Genomic DNA, 18,545 nt, shown 5'->3' on the forward strand with positions numbered 1-18,545 from the left:
CTAGTAGTATACTAATCTTATCTTAATAGAAAGCGGTAACAAATCATGAAAATGTCTACTTTTTTCAAAAAAAGTTTCTGGGCAACCTTTTTGATTGTTAACCAAACAATTATACTATTGCATTTAAAGGATGGCTTGGATCGCAAATATCTAACAACTGAGTCTATATATTGGGTGATAGGCACCTTTATATTTGTAAATATTTTAGTGGCTGTGTTTTCTAATATGAAAATTGGGGATAAAGAAAAGTAATAGCGGTAAGAATAATATCTCATGAAAAAGTAAGTAGAGATGTAGAGAATGGGGTTTCTTAAATGGGAATCATTTCCAGTTGACGCAGAACCCAAAAAACGATATAATAATAAAGTTGAGAATTGATTTTCAGTTATCTTAGTCCAGAGAATTGGCGGTGCTGCGAGCCATCTAAGCTAGGAAATCATGCTACTCAATCAGACAATTGCATAAGAACAAGAGAATGACAAGTTCATTGAATGAAGGTGGTACCGCGGTTTTTCGCCCTTCGTGATATGGACTTGTCTTTTGATTTTTGGAGGTGTTTATGAAGACATTTCTCGTGAAACAAAAGTTTCGTCTTGGAGGCGAACGCTTCGATATCAAGGATGATAGAGGAGTAGTGAACTATCAGGTGGAGGGATCATTTTTCCAAATTCCTAAGACCTTTACCATCTATGACGCCTATGGTGAGCAAGTCAGTGAGATTAGTAAAGAATTTTTCACCTTGCTTCCTCGCTTTACTATTCAGCTACGAAACGGTTCCAATTTCGTCATTCGCAAGAAGTTGACCTTCTGGCGAGATAAGTATGAGTTTGATAATCTGGGGCTTCGTATCGAGGGCAATATCTGGGATTTGAATTTCAAATTGCTGGATGACCGCGACCAAGTGATTGCCGAGATTCGGAAAGAGATTTTCCATCTGACCTCAACTTACACCGTAACCGTCTATGAAGACTCTTATGCAGACTTGGTCGTTTCCCTCTGTGTCGCAATTGACTATGTGGAGATGCTAGAAAGCCAATCAAATTAAACAAGTAAATAAGGAGATATTATGAAACAACTATCTAGTGCTCAAGTTCGCCAAATGTGGCTTGATTTCTGGGCGACCAAAGGTCACTCAGTAGAACCATCAGTGAGCTTGGTTCCTGTAAATGACCCTACACTTTTGTGGATCAACTCTGGGGTAGCAACCCTTAAGAAATACTTTGACGGGACCATCATTCCTGAAAATCCACGTATTACCAATGCCCAAAAGGCTATCCGTACCAACGACATCGAAAACGTAGGGAAGACTGCGCGTCACCATACCATGTTTGAAATGTTGGGGAACTTCTCTATCGGAGATTACTTCCGTGATGAAGCCATCACTTGGGCTTATGAGCTCTTAACAAGTCCTGAATGGTTTGATTTCCCAACTGAAAAACTTTATATGACCTACTATCCTGAAGATAAGGATTCTTACAACCGCTGGATTGAAGTAGGAGTGGATCCAAGCCACTTGATCCCAATCGAAGACAACTTTTGGGAAATCGGTGCGGGACCTTCTGGACCGGACACAGAGATTTTCTTTGACCGTGGAGAAGCCTTTGACCCAGAAAATATCGGTCTTCGCCTTCTTGCAGAAGATATCGAAAACGACCGTTACATCGAAATCTGGAACATCGTTTTGTCACAATTTAACGCAGACCCTTCCGTTCCTCGTAGCGAATACAAGGAATTGCCACACAAGAATATTGATACGGGCGCTGGTTTGGAGCGTTTGGTGGCCGTTATCCAAGGGGCTAAGACCAACTTTGAAACGGACCTCTTCATGCCGATCATCCGTGAAGTGGAGAAATTGTCTGGTAAGGTTTATGACCAAGATGGCGACAACATGAGCTTTAAGGTCATCGCTGACCACATCCGTTCACTTTCATTTGCTATCGGTGATGGTGCCCTTCCAGGAAATGAAGGTCGTGGTTATGTCCTTCGTCGTCTGCTCCGTCGTGCTTCTATGCATGGTCAAAAATTGGGAATCAACGAGCCTTTCCTTTACAAACTCGTTCCAACTGTTGGTAAAATCATGGAAAGCTACTACCCAGAAGTGCTTGAAAAACGTGACTTTATCGAAAAAATCGTTAAGAGCGAAGAAGAATCATTTGCTCGTACCCTTCACTCAGGTCAACACTTTGCCCAAGGCATTGTAGCTGACTTGAAAGAAAAAGGTCAATCTGTCATTGCTGGTCAAGATGTATTCAAACTTTATGACACTTATGGATTCCCAGTTGAATTGACTGAAGAAATCGCTGAAGAAGCTGGCATGACTGTAGACCGTGAAGGATTTGAAGCAGCCATGAAAGAACAGCAAGAACGCGCGCGTGCCTCAGCTGTTAAGGGTGGCTCAATGGGTATGCAAAATGAAACCCTTCAAAACATCACCGTAGAAAGTGTCTTCAACTACAATGCTAGCCAATTATCTTCTAAATTGGTGGCTATCGTGGCTGACAATGCAGAAGTAGAAGCTGTATCAGAAGGAACTGCCTCACTTATCTTTGCGGAAACTCCATTCTATGCTGAAATGGGTGGACAGGTAGCTGACCACGGACAAATCTTGGATGAGTCAGGTAAGGTTGTGGCTACTGTGACCAATGTTCAAAAAGCACCAAACGGACAAGCTCTTCATACTGTTGACGTCCTTGCACCGCTTGCCTTGAACCAAGAATATACCTTGGCAATTGATACAAATCGTCGTCACCGTGTCATGAAAAACCACGCTGCGACTCACTTGCTTCACGCTGCCCTTCACAATATCCTTGGAAACCACGCGACACAAGCAGGATCTCTTAATGAAGTTGAATTCCTTAGATTTGACTTTACCCACTTCCAAGCAGTGACTGCTGAAGAATTGCGTGCGATTGAACAGCAAGTCAACGAGAAAATCTGGGAAGCAATTGCTGTAGAAACTGTTGAAACAGATATTGACACTGCCAAGGAAATGGGAGCGATGGCCCTCTTTGGTGAGAAATACGGTAAGGAAGTTCGTGTTGTGACCATCGGTGATTACTCTGTGGAACTCTGTGGTGGTACCCACGTTGGCAACACTTCTGAGATTGGTCTCTTCAAGATTGTCAAAGAAGAAGGGATCGGATCAGGAACTCGCCGTATCTTGGCAGTGACTGGTAAGGAAGCATTTGAAGCCTACCGTGAACAAGAAGACGCTCTGAAAGCAGTCGCAGCAACTCTTAAAGCACCTCAACTCAAGGAAGTTCCTCACAAGGTTGAAGGCCTTCAAGAGCAACTCCGTCAACTTCAAAAAGAAAATGCCGAATTGAAGGAAAAAGCTGCAGCAGCTGCAGCAGGTGATGTCTTCAAGGATGTGAAGGAAGTCAACGATCACCGTTACATTGCTAGTCAAGTTTCTGTATCAGATGCAGGTGCCCTCCGTACCTTTGCGGATAACTGGAAACAAAAAGACTACTCTGATGTGCTTGTCCTAGTGGCCGCTATCGGTGACAAAGTCAACGTTCTTGTAGCTAGCAAGAGCAAAGACATCCACGCAGGTAATTTGGTAAAAGAATTGGCTCCAATCGTCGATGGACGTGGTGGTGGTAAACCAGACATGGCCATGGCAGGAGGAAGCAACCAAGCGAAAATCCAAGAACTCTTGGATGCGGTAGCAGGTAAATTGTAATCAAGTAAAGATCTATCCATTTGGGTAGGTCTTTTTCATACCAAAAAAGCCAAATCCTAGTGGACTTGGCTTAGTATTTTAGATTGTATTGGCTGCCCAGACACTGACTGAACCCGCCGCTACTGGGAATTCTCCATAACCGTCAGCATTGATCGTAACTTGTGCTGGGTGATTTTCAAGGAGATCAACAAAGGTTTGGCCAGCCCATTCTTGACCGACAAACATAGACTTGCTGTTTTCTTGGTCGTTTGAGATAAGGATCGCGAGCGGTGTTTGTTTTTCAGCGCCTGCACGCACCCAACCGATACAGTTGGCATCGTCAAAGTAGTCTGTCTGCTTTCCATAAGCCAAGTCTTTTCGGATGGCTAGGAGACGGTCAAGAACTTCTCTGAAATCTTGTTGAGCAAATTGCCCTGAAATGCCGTAATAGTCTCCATAAAAGACACATGGAAGACCTTGCTCACGAAGAAGGATGAGGGTGTAGGCTGCTGGTTTAAACCATTCTTCAACAGTAGACTCAAGGGCCTGCCCTCGTTGAGTATCATGGTTGTCAACGAAAGTGACAGCCTTGTCAGGCTTGAGTTCAACCAAGCTATCTGTGAAAATGTTACGAAGGTCATAGCTTGATCCAGCTTGACTGGCTTCAAAGAGATTTTGGTGGAGACGAACATCGACAAGGTCAAAGCGTTCTTCTATTTTCTCGAGATAGTCCAGATTAGCTTCTTTATCCGGATTCCAAAATTCACCAAAAACATAGAAATCTTCGCCGTATTTTTCCTTCATATCACGAATGAAATTGCCCATAAAGAAGGAGTCGATGTGCTTAACGGCATCCAAGCGGAAACCAGCTACACCAGTCGTTTCCATGAACCAGTCAGCCCAGTCATAGAGGTTTCGGATGACTTCAGGATGCTTAAAGTCTAGGTCAGCGTACATGAGGTAGTCGTAGTTGCCGTTTTCGTTATCAACCAATTCCTCGTTTGCCCAACCTTTATTGTCTCCTTGGATTAGGTAAATTCCAGACTTACGGCGTTTGGCATCGTAGTCTGTACCTGTAAAGTGGTACCAGTGCCATTCAAAGTCATTATAGGTTTTCTGACGTCCATCAAAAGTGAAGTGGGTCCATCCGTTGATAGTAAAGGGCTCACTTAGTTGAACTGTACGGTCCTCGGGATCGACTTCGATAACTTGAAAGGCTTCTAATTTATCTGCTGCAGCCTTGTGATTGAGAACGATGTCAGCCATTGGTTGGATTCCGTGTGCCTTTAGGGCTTGAATGGCTTGAAGATAGTCTTCTTTAAACCCATACTTGGTGCGGACAGTACCTTTTTGGTGAAACTCGCCTAAGTCGAATAAGTCATAGACCCCATAGCCGACATCTTTTTCGTTGGTTGCCTTGAAGGCAGGTGGCATCCAGACATGGCTGATGCCAAGGTTTACTAGGTGCTCTGAGTCATTTGTCAGTCGAGCCCAGTGCTGGCCGTCATGAGGCAGATACCATTCAAAGTATTGCATAAGTGTCTGATTTTGCATTGTTTTTCCTCTTGCTTATCAATGTTGTGTTTTATTCTACCATAAAGTTTAGAACTAGGCAAACGTTTGCGCAAGATTCTATACTCATTTCTGAAATTGTCTATTTTTAGCGAATAGAATCTCTCTTTCCATCACAAGGGAGAGGATGTTTTGGTGAAAAAGTAAATGGAATAAACTTATTTTAACAAAAATGACACTCAGTAAACTAAAGTACAAATGGTTAAACGGTTTCTTTTTTGAGAATTGTCACAAAATTTGCTATAATAGTAGCTATGAATAGAATTAGGGTCAGCAGACGTGTTGAAAAAAAGCTAGCTAAGGGTCTAGTTCTTTTGGAAGCAAGCGATTTAACAGATATTGATCTGACGGATCAGGCAGTAGAAGTTCTTAGTCAAGACGGGAAGTTTTTAGGGAGCGCCTATCTTTCCCAGCAGAACAAGGGAATCGGTTGGTTGGTCAGCAAGGAAAAGGTTGGTTTCAACCAAGCCTTTTTTGAAATTCTGTTTCGTAAGGCCAAGGAAGCTAGAAAGCCTTATTATCAAGATGACTTGACAACTGCCTTTCGCCTCTTTAACCAAGAGGGAGATGGTTTTGGTGGGCTGACGATTGATCTCTATGAAGATTATGCTGTCTTTTCTTGGTACAACTCCTATGTTTACCAGATTCGTGAGTTGATTGTAAAGGCTTTTAAGGAAGTCTTTACTGAGGTCTTGGGAGCATATGAAAAGATTCGTTTTAAAGGTCTAGATTACGAGTCTGCTCATGTCTATGGTGAGAAAGCGCCAGACTACTTTACTGTTCTTGAGAATGGTGTACTCTATCAGGTCTTTATGAATGATGGCTTGATGACAGGTATTTTTCTGGATCAGCACGATGTTCGTGGGAGTCTGGTTGACGGTCTAGCCATGGGCAAATCCTTACTCAATATGTTTTCCTATACAGCTGCCTTTTCAGTTGCTGCAGCTATGGGAGGCGCGAGTGAGACGACTTCTATTGACTTGGCAAAACGATCCAGAGAGTTGTCAGAAGCTCATTTTCAGGCAAATGGACTCAGCACAGACAACCATCGTTTTATCGTCATGGATGTCTTTGACTACTTCAAGTATGCCAAGCGAAAAGGTTTGACCTACGATGTGATTGTCCTGGATCCGCCGAGCTTTGCTCGTAATAAAAAACAAACTTTCTCTGCAGCTAAGGACTATTACAAGCTGATTTCCCAAAGTCTAGAGATTTTAAATCCGGGAGGCATTATCATTGCCAGTACCAATGCTGCCAATGTTTCCCGTCAGAAATTTACAGAACAAATTGATAAAGGTTTTGCAGGAAGAAAATATCAGATCTTAAACCAATATGGACTTCCAGCAGACTTTGCCTATAATAAAAAAGATGAAAGCAGTAATTACCTTAAGGTGATTAGTATGAAGGTTAGTAGATGAAATTAATCGTTTCAGTGATGCCAAGAAGTTTAGAAGAAGCGCGAGAACTGGATGCCACACGGTATGAAGATGCCGATATCATCGAGTGGCGTGCAGACTTCCTCGCCAAGGAAGCCATTTTACAGGTAGCACCTGCAATCTTTGAGAAATTCGCAGGCCGCGAACTGGTCTTTACCCTTCGGACTCGCTCTGAGGGAGGAGAAATTGAACTGTCTTCTGAGGAGTATGTTCAAATCATCAAGGAAGTCACTCAACTCTATCAGCCAGACTATGTGGATTTTGAGTACTTCAGCTACAAGGATGTTTTTGAGGAAATGTTGGATTTTCCAAATCTTGTTTTGAGTTACCATAATTTCCAAGAGACACCTGAAAACATGATGGAAATCCTGTCTGAGTTGACCAGTCTTTCTCCAAAAGTGGTCAAGGTATCTGTCATGGCCCATACGGAGCAGGATGTTTTAGACTTGATGAACTACACTCGAGGATTTAAAACACTCAACCCTGAGCAAGAGTACGTGACCATTTCCATGGGGAAAATGGGCAAGGTATCTCGTATCACTTCAGATGTGACGGGTTCAAGTTGGTCATTTGCTAGTCTAGATGAAGCGAGTGCTCCAGGTCAGATTTCTCTATCAAACATGAAAAAAATCAGGGAGATTTTGGATGAAGCTTGATGGCTACACACGTATGGCTGCTGTCGTTGCAAATCCCATTAAACACTCCATCTCACCTTTTATCCACAATAGTGCTTTTGAGACGACTGCTACCAATGGTGTCTACGTGGCTTGGGAAATCGAAGCGGGTGACTTGGCAGAAACAGTCGCCAATATTCGCCGTTACCAGATGTTTGGGATCAACCTGTCTATGCCTTACAAGGAGCAAGTGATTCCCTTTTTGGATGAATTGAGTGATGAAGCTCGTTTGATTGGGGCGGTCAACACCGTTGTCAATGATAATGGGAATTTAATTGGATATAATACAGATGGCAAGGGATTCTTTAAGAGCTTGCCTTCTTTTACAATCTCGGATAAGAAAATGACCATTCTGGGCGCAGGTGGTGCGGCCAAATCAATCTTGGCACAAGCCATTTTGGACGGGGCCAGTCAGATTTCAGTCTTTGTTCGTTTAGCTTCTATGGAAAAAACAAGACCTTATCTAGACAAGTTGCAGGAGCAAACGGGCTTTAAAGTGGACTTGTATGCTTTAGAAGATCTTTCTCAACTGCAATCAAGGATTGCCGAGTCGGACCTGCTCGTCAACGCGACTAGTGTTGGGATGGATGGCCAGTCGTCGCCAGTTCCAGAAAGTATCAATTTGCCAGAGGCTCTCTTGGTCGCAGATATCATTTACCAACCCTTTGAAACGCCATTTTTGAAATGGGCTAGGAGGCAGGGCAATCCAGCTGTCAATGGTCTAGGAATGTTGCTCTATCAGGCTGCTGAAGCTTTTCAACTGTGGACAGGTAAAGAAATGCCGACAGAAGAAATTTGGCAGTCCTTAACAGAAAAATATAAATAGTGAAAAGGAGACCCTCCTATGAAAATCAGAATCGATATTCCGCATCATCCTTATGATATTCAGATTGAAAAAGGTTGTCTGGCTCAGGCTGGTCAATGGTTGCGAGAACTCTGGCAACCTCAAAAAGTGGTCATTGTAACCGATAACCATGTAGCTTCTCTCTATGCAGAGAAGATTAAACTCAGCCTAGAAGATGCTGGTTTTCAGGTAGCTGTTTTTGACTTTTTAGAAGGCGAAGAACGAAAAAATTTAACAACTGTTCAGAAAGTCTATGAATTTCTAGTCAAGCAGGGGTTGACTCGTAGCGATGGGATCGTGGCTCTTGGTGGTGGTGTCGTTGGGGACCTAGCTGGTTTTGTAGCCTCTACCTATATGCGGGGCATTCACTTTGTTCAGATTCCGACTAGTTTGACAGCCCAGGTGGATTCTTCTATCGGTGGAAAGACGGGTGTCAATACCCCATTTGCTAAAAATATGGTGGGTACTTTTGCCCAACCAGATGGGGTTCTGATTGATCCGCTTGTCCTTGAAACTCTTGGGAAAAGAGAGTTGATTGAAGGGATGGGTGAGGTTATCAAGTATGGCTTGATTGAGGATCCAGAACTTTGGGCTCTCTTGACGGAGCTGGATGGTTCTGTAGAGAGCATTCTGGAGCATGCAGAGACTTTGATTGAACATTCTTGTCAGGTTAAGCGGAAGATGGTGGTTGAAGATGAGTTGGATAACGGTGTTCGTCTTTACCTCAATTTTGGACACACTATTGGTCATGCCATTGAAGCAACGGCCGGTTATGGCAAAGTCATGCATGGTGAGGCCGTGGCCATGGGGATGGTGCAGATTTCCAAGGTTGCTGAGGGAAAAGGTCTTATGCCAGAAGGAATAACCCAGTCCATCACAGCTATGTGTCAGAAATTTGGTTTGCCAGTTGACTATGAAAACTGGGATGTTGACAAGCTTTATCAGGCTTTGACTCATGACAAGAAGGCACGTGGCAACACCTTGAAATTGGTCTTGGTACCAGAGCTTGGTTCAGCGACCATTCACCCAGTTTCCCTGGAAGAGATGAAAGACTACTTGGTAAAATAAGGAGAACGTATGAGATATTTAACTGCAGGAGAATCACACGGCCCCCGTCTGACGGCTATTATTGAAGGAATTCCAGCGGGCCTTCCTTTAACAGTAGAGGACATCAACGAGGATCTGAAACGTCGTCAGGGTGGCTACGGTCGTGGTGGTCGTATGAAGATTGAGAGTGATCAGGTTGTCTTTACATCGGGCGTTCGTCACGGGAAGACGACAGGGGCTCCCATTACCATGGATGTCATCAATAAGGACCACCAGAAATGGCTGGATATCATGTCTGCAGAAGACATCGAAGATTGCCTTAAAAGTAAACGGAAAATCACCCATCCACGTCCCGGTCATGCCGATTTGGTAGGGGGCATCAAGTACCGTTTTGATGATTTGCGAAATTCTTTGGAACGTTCATCAGCTCGTGAAACCACCATGCGAGTTGCTGTTGGGGCAGTAGCCAAACGTCTCTTAGCTGAGCTAGATATGGAGATTGCTAACCATGTCGTGGTCTTTGGTGGTAAGGAGATCGATGTTCCAGAAAACTTAACAGTCGCAGAGATTAAAAAACTGGCAGCCCAGTCGGAAGTTTCTATTGTCAACCAAGAGCGGGAACAGGAAATCAAGGACTATATTGACCAAATCAAACGTGACGGTGATACCATCGGTGGGGTTGTGGAGACAGTCGTCGGAGGTGTTCCAGTTGGCCTCGGTTCCTATGTCCAATGGGACAGAAAATTAGATGCCAGATTGGCCCAAGCAGTTGTCTCTATTAATGCCTTTAAAGGGGTGGAATTTGGTCTTGGATTTAAAGCTGGTTACCGAAAAGGTAGCCAAGTTATGGATGAAATTCTCTGGTCTAAAGAAGACGGCTATACTCGTCGTACCAATAATCTAGGTGGTTTCGAAGGTGGTATGACCAATGGGCAACCAATTGTTGTTCGTGGAGTCATGAAACCCATTCCCACTCTTTATAAACCTCTTATGAGTGTGGATATCGAGACGCACGAACCTTACAAGGCAACTGTGGAGAGAAGTGATCCGACCGCTCTTCCAGCAGCAGGTGTGGTCATGGAAGCTGTTGTGGCAACGGTTCTGGCGCAAGAAATCCTTGAAAAATTCTCATCTGACAATCTAGAGGAATTAAAAGAGGCAGTTGCCAAGCACCGAGACTATACAAAGAACTATTAAGGAGTCCTTATGGCAAAAACCATCTATATCGCAGGTCTCGGTTTGATTGGTGCTTCGATGGCACTCGGTATCAAGCGCGATCATCCTGATTATGAAATTTTAGGTTATAATCGCAGTCAGGCTTCGAGAGATATCGCCTTGAAAGAAGGCATGATTGACCGTGCAACAGATGATTTTGCCAGTTTTGCTCCTTTGGCAGATATCATCGTCCTCAGCTTGCCAATCAAACAGACCATTGCTTTTATTAAGGAACTGGCAAACTTAGACTTGAAGGAAGGCGTCATTATCTCGGATGCAGGCTCAACCAAGTCAGCCATTGTGGAAGCAGCGGAGCAGTATTTAGCTGGCAAGCCTGTTCGCTTTGTCGGGGCCCATCCCATGGCTGGTAGCCACAAGACAGGGGCTGCCTCTGCGGATGTTAATCTCTTTGAAAATGCCTACTATATTTTCACACCTTCGAGCCTGACAAGTCCTGACACACTTGAGGAAATGAAGAATCTGCTTTCAGGTCTTCATGCTCGTTTTATCGAGATTGATGCCAAGGAGCATGATCGGGTGACTTCTCAGATTAGCCATTTTCCTCATATTCTGGCTTCCAGCCTTATGGAGCAGACGGCAGTTTATGCTCAAGAACATGAGATGGCAAGGCGCTTTGCGGCGGGTGGTTTTCGAGATATGACCCGCATTGCGGAAAGCGAGCCAGGTATGTGGACTTCTATTCTATTGTCCAATCGTGAAACTATTCTGGATCGAATTGCGGATTTCAAGGAGCGCCTAGATGAGGTTGGACAAGCCATCAGCAAGGGAGATGAAGAGCAAATCTGGAACTTTTTCAACCAAGCGCGTGCGCAACGTCAGGCCATGGAAATCCATAAGCGTGGTGGTGTGGACAGTTCTTATGACCTCTATGTCGATGTTCCCGATGAAGAAGATGTTATCTTGCGGATTTTGGAATTACTTCGTGGGACTTCTTTGGTTAATATCCACATCAACGAAGAAAACCGTGAAGATGTTCACGGGATTCTACAAATTTCCTTTAAAAATGCTCAGGATCTGGAACGAGCTGAGCGCTTAATTTCAGAAAATACGGACTACACAGTCGTCATTAAATAAGGAGAAAATCATGTCAAATATTGGAATGAAATCAGTCATTGGAGTCCTTTTAATAACGTCAATACTACTTGGAGGTTGTTCAGTAAAAAAAGATATCAAAAATAGTTATGATATAAGTTCAGAGACCACAAAGGAAAACTCAAAACAAGAAGAAAGTGCAGAGACTACGAAAGATAGTTCGAAGAAAGAAACAGAGAATCCAGAGAAAACAGTCACAAAATACGTAGATGATAAAGTGGTCAATGCTTTCATCAATGACTATAATAGCAAATCTAATAGCTCCTTAGAAGATATCAAAAAAGGAAATATAAAAACAAAATATTTCGCAACAAGCTATGGATATTACTTAGAACTTTTACATGCAAATGATACTGATAAAATTAACGTAACAATCAATCAGACAAATGAAAATAGTGCATCTGGTGTAGCAGGAATGAAAGAAGTATTCCGTGATATAGTGAAATCAATTGAACCTTCTTTAACTGATGATGAGATAAATAGCTATTTTGATAAACTTGTATCAAATGAAGCTATAACAGATTCAAATTTAGCTTCATTGATTATAAAATATGTCCCAGATAAAGAATTAAGTTATGGACATTCAAGAGGTCACATTAAAGTTATTGCACAGTAATAACTAATACAATGCATTATGTATAATATTTATAAAATAATCAAATAAGGAGGACAATTATGTCAAATATTTATGATAGTGCAAATGCACTTAGTCGCGGCTTACGCGAATTACCAGAATACAAGGCTGTCAAGGCGGCAAAAGATGCCATCCAAGCAGATGAACAAGCAGGCAAGATTTTTGCAGATTACCTTGCCTTCCAGCAAGAAATCCAAGTCATGGCTCAAACTGGACAAATGCCAGATACTTCTTTCCAAGAAAAGATGCAGTCTTTCAGCAAGCAAATCCAAGAAAACGCTCTATTATCTGATTTCTTTGCTAAACAGCAACAGTTATCTATTTACTTATCTGATATCGAAAAGATTATCTTTGAACCTGTTTCAGATTTGTTAAAATAAAGATTTCCCTCTAGTTCTCTATCTAAATCAGGTATAAAAGTCAAGAAAATGCTAGAAATTTCAAGAATTTCTAGCATTTTTGTGATAAAATAAGAAAAAGTATTGCAAGTATGAGGTCTGGTATGAAACTAAAAACAAACATTCGTCACTTACATGGCAGTATCCGAGTTCCAGGTGATAAGTCCATCAGCCATCGTTCGATTATCTTTGGAAGTTTGGCTGAAGGTGAGACTAAGGTTTATGATATTTTGCGTGGCGAGGATGTACTTTCAACCATGCAGGTTTTTCGTGACCTTGGTGTTAAAATTGAGGACAAAGATGGGGTTATTACCATTCAAGGTGTAGGCATGGATGGCTTAAAAGCTCCGCAGAACGCCTTGGATATGGGGAATTCTGGCACCTCGATTCGCCTCATTTCAGGTGTCCTTGCTGGTGCAGACTTCGAAGTAGAGATGTTTGGAGATGATAGTCTTTCTAAACGTCCTATGGATCGCGTGACCCTTCCCTTGAAAAAAATGGGAGTCAGCATTTCTGGTCAAACAGAGCGAGACTTGCCTCCTCTGCACTTGAAAGGTACTAAAAACCTAACACCGGTTCACTATGAGTTACCAATCGCCTCTGCTCAAGTCAAGTCTGCCTTGATATTTGCAGCCTTGCAGGCTCGGGGGGAGTCCGTTATTATCGAGAAAGAATGTACACGCAACCACACCGAAGATATGTTGCAACAATTTGGTGGCCATTTAAGTGTGGATGGCAAGAAAATCACAGTTCAAGGACCACAAAAACTGATCGGACAAAAGGTAGTTGTTCCAGGAGATATTTCCAGTGCAGCCTTTTGGTTGGTCGCTGGTTTGATTGTGCCAGATTCTCGTGTGGTGCTGCAGAATGTGGGCATCAATGAAACGCGTACTGGTATTATTGATGTCATTCGTGCTATGGGTGGGAAATTGGAAATAACTGAAATCGATCCAGTCGCTAAATCAGCAACCCTGACTGTCGAGTCTTCAGACTTAAAAGGAACAGAGATTGGTGGAGCCTTGATTCCCCGTTTGATTGATGAATTACCCATTATTGCCCTTCTAGCGACACAAGCGCAAGGTGTAACAGTTATTAAGGATGCTGAGGAACTCAAGGTCAAGGAAACTGACCGCATTCAGGTGGTGGCTGACGCCTTAAATAGCATGGGGGCGGATATCACTCCTACAGCAGATGGGATGATTATCAAAGGGAAATCAGCCCTTCATGGCGCTAGAGTCAATACGTTTGGTGACCACCGAATTGGCATGATGACAGCCATCGCAGCCCTCTTGGTTGCGGATGGAGAAGTGGAACTTGATCGTGCTGAAGCCATCAATACCAGCTATCCTAGCTTCTTTGATGATTTGGAGAGCTTGATTCATGGCTAAGGTATTACTCGGATTTATGGGGGCTGGCAAATCCACAATCGCAAGAAGCTTGGACCCAGATTACATCGATATGGATGCCTTAATCGAGGAACGCTTGGGCATGTCCATTGCGGATTTCTTCGCTGAAAAAGGAGAAGTGGCCTTTCGTCAAGTCGAGTCAGAAGTCCTAGCTGACTTACTAAAAACGGACCGAGTTGTGTCAACTGGCGGAGGAGTCGTCATTTCTCAGAGAAATCGTGACTTGCTCAAAACCAATCCTGATAACATCTACCTAAAAGCAGATTTTGAAACCCTCTACCAACGTATCGCAGCTGATAAGGACAATCAGCGCCCGCTGTTTCTAAATAATAGTAAGGAAGAACTAGCAGCTATTTTCCATGAAAGACAAGCTTGGTATGAGGAAGTAGCCAGTCGGGTTCTAGATGTTACCAAGTTAAGCCCAGAGGAAATTATAGAGGAACTGAGATGAAAATTGCCTATCTAGGTCCCAAGGGATCTTTTTCGCATCATGTTGTGCAGACAGCCTTTCCCAAAGAGGAATTGCATACCTTTGCCAATATCACAGATGTTATCAAGGCCTATGAACAGGGCTTGGTGGACTATTCTGTGGTACCAGTTGAAAACTCCATTGAAGGTAGCGTTCATGAAAGTTTGGATTATCTTTTTCATCAGGCTCGCATCCAAGCAGTTGCAGAAATCGTTCAGCCCATTCACCAGCAGTTGATGGTGGTTCCAGGTCAGTCAAAAATTGAGAAAATTTTTTCTCATCCTCAGGCTCTGGCTCAAGGAAAGAAATTCATCGACAAACACTATCCAGAAGCCAAAATTGAGGTAACAGCCAGTACCGCCTATGCGGCCCGCTTTATCTCGGAACATCCAGACCAGCCATACGCAGCCATTGCTCCTAAAAGTTCAGATGACGAATATGGATTAGAATTGATTGCAGAGGATATTCAGGAAATGGAAGCCAATTTCACACGTTTTTGGGTGTTAGGGGCAGAGATACCGAAGATTCCTTTGAACTCACAAGCTGAAAAAATGAGTTTGGCCTTGACCTTACCGGACAACCTACCTGGTGCTCTTTACAAGGCACTTTCGACCTTTGCTTGGAGAGGAATTGACTTAACAAAGATTGAGAGTCGCCCCCTTAAAACAGCCTTGGGAGAATACTATTTCATTATCGATGTAGACTATAGTGATAAAGAACTGGTTCATTTTGCCAGACAAGAACTAGAAGCTATTGGAATCCAGCACAAGATACTGGGAACCTACCCGATTTTTACCATAACTGATATAGAAAAGGAGAGTCAATGAGCAAAGAAAATCCTTTAAGTCATCACGAGCAGTTACGTTATGACTATCTCTTCAAAAATATTCATTACCTCAACGACCGTGAACGGAGGGAATTTGATTATCTGCAACAGAAAATGGCAGGTCCCAAGTCTGAAGTTCACCCTTCCTACCAAGAAGAAAAAGAAGAAACTTGGGGTAAAGATATTGATCTTCCGACCTACGGCAGTAGAAGCCGGTCTAAGAAACGTGAAAAGGTAGCTCCTCAACCTAAAGTCAAAAAGAAAAAGAGAAGAATTCGCTTCAAACGAATACTGACTTGGCTCTTGCTGTTGATTACCTGTGTGCTTGCAGGGATGATTTTTATGTTTCTTCGAGGTTTCCAGCCAGCAGCCAATCCAACAAATAAGCCAGCTGACGCCAAGGCAGCTCAAGTAGAGGTCTTTAACGGTCAGGATACCAAAGATGGTGTGAATATCCTAGTCATGGGGACAGATGGCCGTATCGGTCAAAATAGTGCGGAGACTCGTACCGACACGATCATGGTACTGAATGTCAGTGGATCGGATAAGAAGATTAAACTAGTCAGCTTTATGCGTGACAACTTAGTTTATATCGACGGGTACAGTAAGATTGTAAATGGCCAGAAACAGACGGATAACAAATTAAATGTTGCCTATGAACTTGGGGAACAAGAAGGGCAAAAAGGGGCTGAAATGGTCCGCAAGGTTCTAAAAGACAACTTTGATTTGGATATTAAGTACTATGCCCTGGTCGACTTCCAGGCCTTTGCAACAGCTATTGATACCCTCTTCCCTGACGGAGTAACGATTGATGCCCAATTCTCAACATTGAATGGTCAACCTTTGACAGAAGCCACAGTTGGAGATGACCTTCATGCAACAGAGACAGAATCCCCAACTCAAACTATCAAAGTTGGAAAACAGCAGATGAATGGCTCCACCTTGCTGAACTATGCTCGCTTCCGTGATGATGATGAGGGAGACTATGGCCGTACCAAACGTCAGCAACAAGTCATGTCAGCCGTTCTTGAGCAAATCAAAGATCCAACCAAGCTCTTTACGGGATCAGAGGCACTTGGAAAAGTCTTTGGCATGACATCAACAAATCTACCATATAGCTTCTTGTTGACCAATGGCTTATCTGTCCTAGAAGGTGCTCAAAATGGCATTGAAAGACTCACTGTCCCAGAACTTGGTGACTGGGTGGACGCTTATGATATCTATGGTGGGCAAGGTCTTCTGGTCGATCAAAATAAATACCAGACCAAACTCGCCCAAATGGGAATGAGATAGAATACTATAAAAAAATCAAAGTTTGAATCACCAGTGAAAAAGTGGTTTAGGCTTTGATTTTTCTTAGTATCTGATGGATTTTTAGGGCTTTTTTATGGTATAATAAAACGATATAACTCGTTATTGGACAGAAGAGGAGAGACATGAGTGATTTGAAAGCGATTCAGGCTCGTAGTCTGGAAATGGCTGAATATTTCGTCGCATTTTGTAAAGAACATGATTTGTTGTGCTATCTCTGTGGTGGAGGAGCCATTGGCGCCCTTCGTAATAAAGGTTTCATTCCTTGGGATGATGATTTGGACTTTTTCATGCCACGTAAGGACTATGAAAAATTAGCAGAACTGTGGCCACGTTATGCAGACGAGCGTTATTTCTTGTCAAAGAGTAACAAAGATTTTGTAGACCGTAACCTTTTTATTACCATTCGTGATAAGGAAACCACTTGTATCAAGCCTTATCAGAAGGATTTGGATTTGCCACACGGTTTGGCCTTGGATGTTTTACCTTTGGATTATTATCCTAAAAATCCAGCTGAGCGTAAGAAACAGGTTCGTTGGGCCTTGATCTATTCACTCTTTTGTGCCCAAACTGTCCCAGAAAAGCATGGTGTAGTCATGAAATGGGGAAGTCGCATCTTACTCGGCCTGACTCCAAAATCTCTACGTTATAACATTTGGAAAAAAGCTGAAAAAGAAATGACCAAGTATGGTCTGGCTGAGAGCGATGGCATTACGGAATTATGCTCAGGTCCCGGCTACATGCGAAACAAATACCCAATCGCATCTTTTGAAGACAATCTTTTCTTGCCATTTGAAGGAACTGAGATGCCCATCCCAGTCGGCTATGATGCCTATCTCAGCACTGCTTTTGGGGACTATATGACACCGCCACCAGCGGACAAGCAAGTACCGCATCATGATGCTATTATAGCAGACATGGACAAGAGCTACACAGAGTACAAGGGAGAATATGGTGCATGATGGGAGAAAAAATAAGCGTTATCGTTCCGGTCTACAATGTAGAAGCCTATCTGGAGCGATGTGTGGAGTCGATTCTTCAACAGACTTATACCCATTTTGAGTTAATCCTAATCAACGATGGTTCTACTGATTCTAGTGGACAGATCTGTGATCACTTAGCATCTCAGTATGAGAATATCAAGGTTTATCATATCGAAAATGCTGGTGTTTCAAATGCTAGAAATATGGGAATTCAGCTAGCGACGGGTTCTTGGGTTACCTTTATTGATAGCGATGATTTCGTTACCCAAGATTACCTAGCTACTTTAGTAAGTGCAGTTGAAGGGTTGAATGTAGGCTTTGCAATTGCTCCTCTGCACCATATCAAAAACGGCATTGTAACTGATATACCTTCACATTCAGGAAAAACAGAACTCTGGTCAACAGAAGAAACCATGAAGGAACTACTGATGACTACCAGAACATCATTTTTTCCAGTTGCAAAACTGTTTAAGAGAGACCTGCTTGCGGATGAAAAGTTTAATACAAACTATCACCTAGCTGAAGATGCTCTATTTTTAACTGAATTGCTACTAAAGACAAGATGCAGTTGCGTATTTATTGACAAACCTGTTTATTATTATGATCATCGTGAGGGAAGTGCAACAACATCTGTTAATCGACATGTATTTGACACAATAGAAGTTTATAAGCAAATAATTGCTCAAGTTTCACAAGCCTTCCCTAATTTAAAATACGAATTAATAAATAGAGAGTGTTGGTCGTACATCACAGTTTACGATAAAATTATCTTTACTTCACGTAAAGAGTATCAAAAGGAGAAAGCCGAGCTGAGGAATTGGATTGTTCAACACCGACGCGAAATATGGAAAGATGCTTATTTCACTACTTTTCGCAAGGTAGCGATCCTTTCACTTGTCATTTCTCCATGGCTATATAAGAAAATTGTTGGATTAAAAAACTAATATCATGAG

At 42.8% G+C, this 18,545-nt stretch carries 18 protein-coding genes; 17 read left to right on the forward strand and 1 reads right to left on the reverse strand.

Annotation, left to right across the window (positions count from 1 at the left end; translation table 11 throughout):
* Positions 1-45 precede the first annotated feature (45 nt).
* The 3 genes from ACIY19_RS05935 to alaS all read left to right on the forward strand — a co-directional run bounded on the left by ACIY19_RS05935 (position 46) and on the right by alaS (position 3,685).
* On the forward strand, positions 46-252 hold the full coding sequence (locus ACIY19_RS05935; protein ID WP_409002937.1) for a hypothetical protein: 207 nt from the start codon (positions 46-48) through the stop codon (positions 250-252).
* A gap of 307 nt (positions 253-559) precedes the next feature.
* Entirely contained in the window at positions 560-1,045 is a 486-nt protein-coding gene (locus tag ACIY19_RS05940) for an LURP-one-related/scramblase family protein (RefSeq protein WP_000847088.1), read from the forward strand.
* A gap of 21 nt (positions 1,046-1,066) precedes the next feature.
* A complete protein-coding gene (gene alaS, locus ACIY19_RS05945; protein WP_409002938.1) occupies positions 1,067-3,685 on the forward strand; it encodes an alanine--tRNA ligase in 2,619 nt (872 codons plus the stop codon).
* 78 nt (positions 3,686-3,763) lie between these two features.
* Here alaS and ACIY19_RS05950 read toward each other — a convergent pair whose 3' ends face one another.
* Positions 3,764-5,218 carry an alpha-amylase gene (locus tag ACIY19_RS05950; protein WP_409002939.1) on the reverse strand — a complete coding sequence of 485 codons (1,455 nt, stop codon included), beginning with the start codon at positions 5,216-5,218 and terminating at the stop codon, positions 3,764-3,766.
* A gap of 272 nt (positions 5,219-5,490) precedes the next feature.
* On the opposite strand from ACIY19_RS05950, the gene ACIY19_RS05955 reads away from it, so the two are divergent.
* The 14 genes from ACIY19_RS05955 to ACIY19_RS06020 all read left to right on the forward strand — a co-directional run bounded on the left by ACIY19_RS05955 (position 5,491) and on the right by ACIY19_RS06020 (position 18,536).
* On the forward strand, positions 5,491-6,654 hold the full coding sequence (locus ACIY19_RS05955; protein WP_409002940.1) for a class I SAM-dependent rRNA methyltransferase: 1,164 nt from the start codon (positions 5,491-5,493) through the stop codon (positions 6,652-6,654).
* Positions 6,651-7,328 (forward strand): type I 3-dehydroquinate dehydratase, encoded by a 678-nt coding sequence (aroD, locus tag ACIY19_RS05960; protein ID WP_409002941.1) that lies wholly within the window; start codon positions 6,651-6,653, stop codon positions 7,326-7,328. Before ACIY19_RS05955 ends, aroD begins: the two co-directional genes overlap by 4 nt.
* Positions 7,318-8,172, forward strand: coding sequence for a shikimate dehydrogenase (locus ACIY19_RS05965; protein WP_409002942.1), 855 nt, complete (start codon positions 7,318-7,320; stop codon positions 8,170-8,172). The genes aroD and ACIY19_RS05965 overlap by 11 nt, the downstream gene beginning before the upstream one ends.
* 18 nt (positions 8,173-8,190) lie before the next feature.
* Entirely contained in the window at positions 8,191-9,258 is a 1,068-nt protein-coding gene (gene aroB, locus ACIY19_RS05970; RefSeq protein WP_409002944.1) for a 3-dehydroquinate synthase, read from the forward strand.
* A gap of 9 nt (positions 9,259-9,267) precedes the next feature.
* Entirely contained in the window at positions 9,268-10,434 is a 1,167-nt protein-coding gene (gene aroC, locus ACIY19_RS05975) for a chorismate synthase (protein WP_247930989.1), read from the forward strand.
* Between the two features lie 9 nt (positions 10,435-10,443).
* Complete coding sequence (locus ACIY19_RS05980) at positions 10,444-11,547, forward strand: prephenate dehydrogenase (RefSeq protein WP_409002945.1); 1,104 nt, start codon at positions 10,444-10,446, stop codon at positions 11,545-11,547.
* A 10-nt stretch (positions 11,548-11,557) separates the two neighbouring features.
* Positions 11,558-12,181, forward strand: a complete 624-nt coding sequence (locus tag ACIY19_RS05985) for a hypothetical protein (RefSeq protein WP_409002946.1) — start codon at positions 11,558-11,560, stop codon at positions 12,179-12,181.
* Between the two features lie 59 nt (positions 12,182-12,240).
* On the forward strand, positions 12,241-12,579 hold the full coding sequence (locus ACIY19_RS05990; RefSeq protein WP_409002947.1) for a YlbF/YmcA family competence regulator: 339 nt from the start codon (positions 12,241-12,243) through the stop codon (positions 12,577-12,579).
* Between the two features lie 122 nt (positions 12,580-12,701).
* On the forward strand, positions 12,702-13,985 hold the full coding sequence (gene aroA / locus ACIY19_RS05995; RefSeq protein ID WP_409002948.1) for a 3-phosphoshikimate 1-carboxyvinyltransferase: 1,284 nt from the start codon (positions 12,702-12,704) through the stop codon (positions 13,983-13,985).
* The gene (locus tag ACIY19_RS06000; protein ID WP_409002949.1) at positions 13,978-14,454 is read left to right on the forward strand and encodes a shikimate kinase; all 477 of its coding nucleotides are present in this window, start codon (positions 13,978-13,980) and stop codon (positions 14,452-14,454) included. Before aroA ends, ACIY19_RS06000 begins: the two co-directional genes overlap by 8 nt.
* Positions 14,451-15,299, forward strand: coding sequence for a prephenate dehydratase (gene pheA / locus ACIY19_RS06005; protein ID WP_409002950.1), 849 nt, complete (start codon positions 14,451-14,453; stop codon positions 15,297-15,299). The genes ACIY19_RS06000 and pheA overlap by 4 nt, the downstream gene beginning before the upstream one ends.
* Complete coding sequence (locus ACIY19_RS06010) at positions 15,296-16,591, forward strand: LCP family protein (protein WP_409002951.1); 1,296 nt, start codon at positions 15,296-15,298, stop codon at positions 16,589-16,591. Before pheA ends, ACIY19_RS06010 begins: the two co-directional genes overlap by 4 nt.
* 143 nt (positions 16,592-16,734) lie before the next feature.
* A complete protein-coding gene (locus ACIY19_RS06015; RefSeq protein ID WP_409002952.1) occupies positions 16,735-17,571 on the forward strand; it encodes a phosphorylcholine transferase LicD in 837 nt (278 codons plus the stop codon).
* Positions 17,568-18,536, forward strand: coding sequence for a glycosyltransferase family 2 protein (locus ACIY19_RS06020; RefSeq protein ID WP_409002953.1), 969 nt, complete (start codon positions 17,568-17,570; stop codon positions 18,534-18,536). Before ACIY19_RS06015 ends, ACIY19_RS06020 begins: the two co-directional genes overlap by 4 nt.
* Positions 18,537-18,545 lie beyond the last annotated feature (9 nt).

Origin of the sequence: Streptococcus sp. ST14, from assembly GCF_046098195.1 — a bacterium.
GTDB lineage: Bacteria > Bacillota > Bacilli > Lactobacillales > Streptococcaceae > Streptococcus.

What these genes read in the sequence shown, in the direction of transcription:
- alaS (WP_409002938.1), top strand. Translation starts at nt 1,067, where the DNA reads ATGAAACAACTATCTAGTGCTCAAGTTCGCCAAATGTGGCTTGATTTC.
- aroD (WP_409002941.1), top strand. Translation starts at nt 6,651, where the DNA reads ATGAAATTAATCGTTTCAGTGATGCCAAGAAGTTTAGAAGAAGCGCGA.
- aroB (WP_409002944.1), top strand. Translation starts at nt 8,191, where the DNA reads ATGAAAATCAGAATCGATATTCCGCATCATCCTTATGATATTCAGATT.
- aroC (WP_247930989.1), top strand. Translation starts at nt 9,268, where the DNA reads ATGAGATATTTAACTGCAGGAGAATCACACGGCCCCCGTCTGACGGCT.
- ACIY19_RS05935 (WP_409002937.1), top strand. Translation starts at nt 46, where the DNA reads ATGAAAATGTCTACTTTTTTCAAAAAAAGTTTCTGGGCAACCTTTTTG.
- aroA (WP_409002948.1), top strand. Translation starts at nt 12,702, where the DNA reads ATGAAACTAAAAACAAACATTCGTCACTTACATGGCAGTATCCGAGTT.
- ACIY19_RS06015 (WP_409002952.1), top strand. Translation starts at nt 16,735, where the DNA reads ATGAGTGATTTGAAAGCGATTCAGGCTCGTAGTCTGGAAATGGCTGAA.
- ACIY19_RS05965 (WP_409002942.1), top strand. Translation starts at nt 7,318, where the DNA reads ATGAAGCTTGATGGCTACACACGTATGGCTGCTGTCGTTGCAAATCCC.
- ACIY19_RS06000 (WP_409002949.1), top strand. Translation starts at nt 13,978, where the DNA reads ATGGCTAAGGTATTACTCGGATTTATGGGGGCTGGCAAATCCACAATC.
- ACIY19_RS05990 (WP_409002947.1), top strand. Translation starts at nt 12,241, where the DNA reads ATGTCAAATATTTATGATAGTGCAAATGCACTTAGTCGCGGCTTACGC.
- ACIY19_RS06020 (WP_409002953.1), top strand. Translation starts at nt 17,568, where the DNA reads ATGATGGGAGAAAAAATAAGCGTTATCGTTCCGGTCTACAATGTAGAA.
- ACIY19_RS05985 (WP_409002946.1), top strand. Translation starts at nt 11,558, where the DNA reads ATGTCAAATATTGGAATGAAATCAGTCATTGGAGTCCTTTTAATAACG.
- ACIY19_RS05955 (WP_409002940.1), top strand. Translation starts at nt 5,491, where the DNA reads ATGAATAGAATTAGGGTCAGCAGACGTGTTGAAAAAAAGCTAGCTAAG.
- ACIY19_RS05980 (WP_409002945.1), top strand. Translation starts at nt 10,444, where the DNA reads ATGGCAAAAACCATCTATATCGCAGGTCTCGGTTTGATTGGTGCTTCG.
- ACIY19_RS05940 (WP_000847088.1), top strand. Translation starts at nt 560, where the DNA reads ATGAAGACATTTCTCGTGAAACAAAAGTTTCGTCTTGGAGGCGAACGC.
- ACIY19_RS05950 (WP_409002939.1), bottom strand. Translation starts at nt 5,218, where the DNA reads ATGCAAAATCAGACACTTATGCAATACTTTGAATGGTATCTGCCTCAT.
- ACIY19_RS06010 (WP_409002951.1), top strand. Translation starts at nt 15,296, where the DNA reads ATGAGCAAAGAAAATCCTTTAAGTCATCACGAGCAGTTACGTTATGAC.
- pheA (WP_409002950.1), top strand. Translation starts at nt 14,451, where the DNA reads ATGAAAATTGCCTATCTAGGTCCCAAGGGATCTTTTTCGCATCATGTT.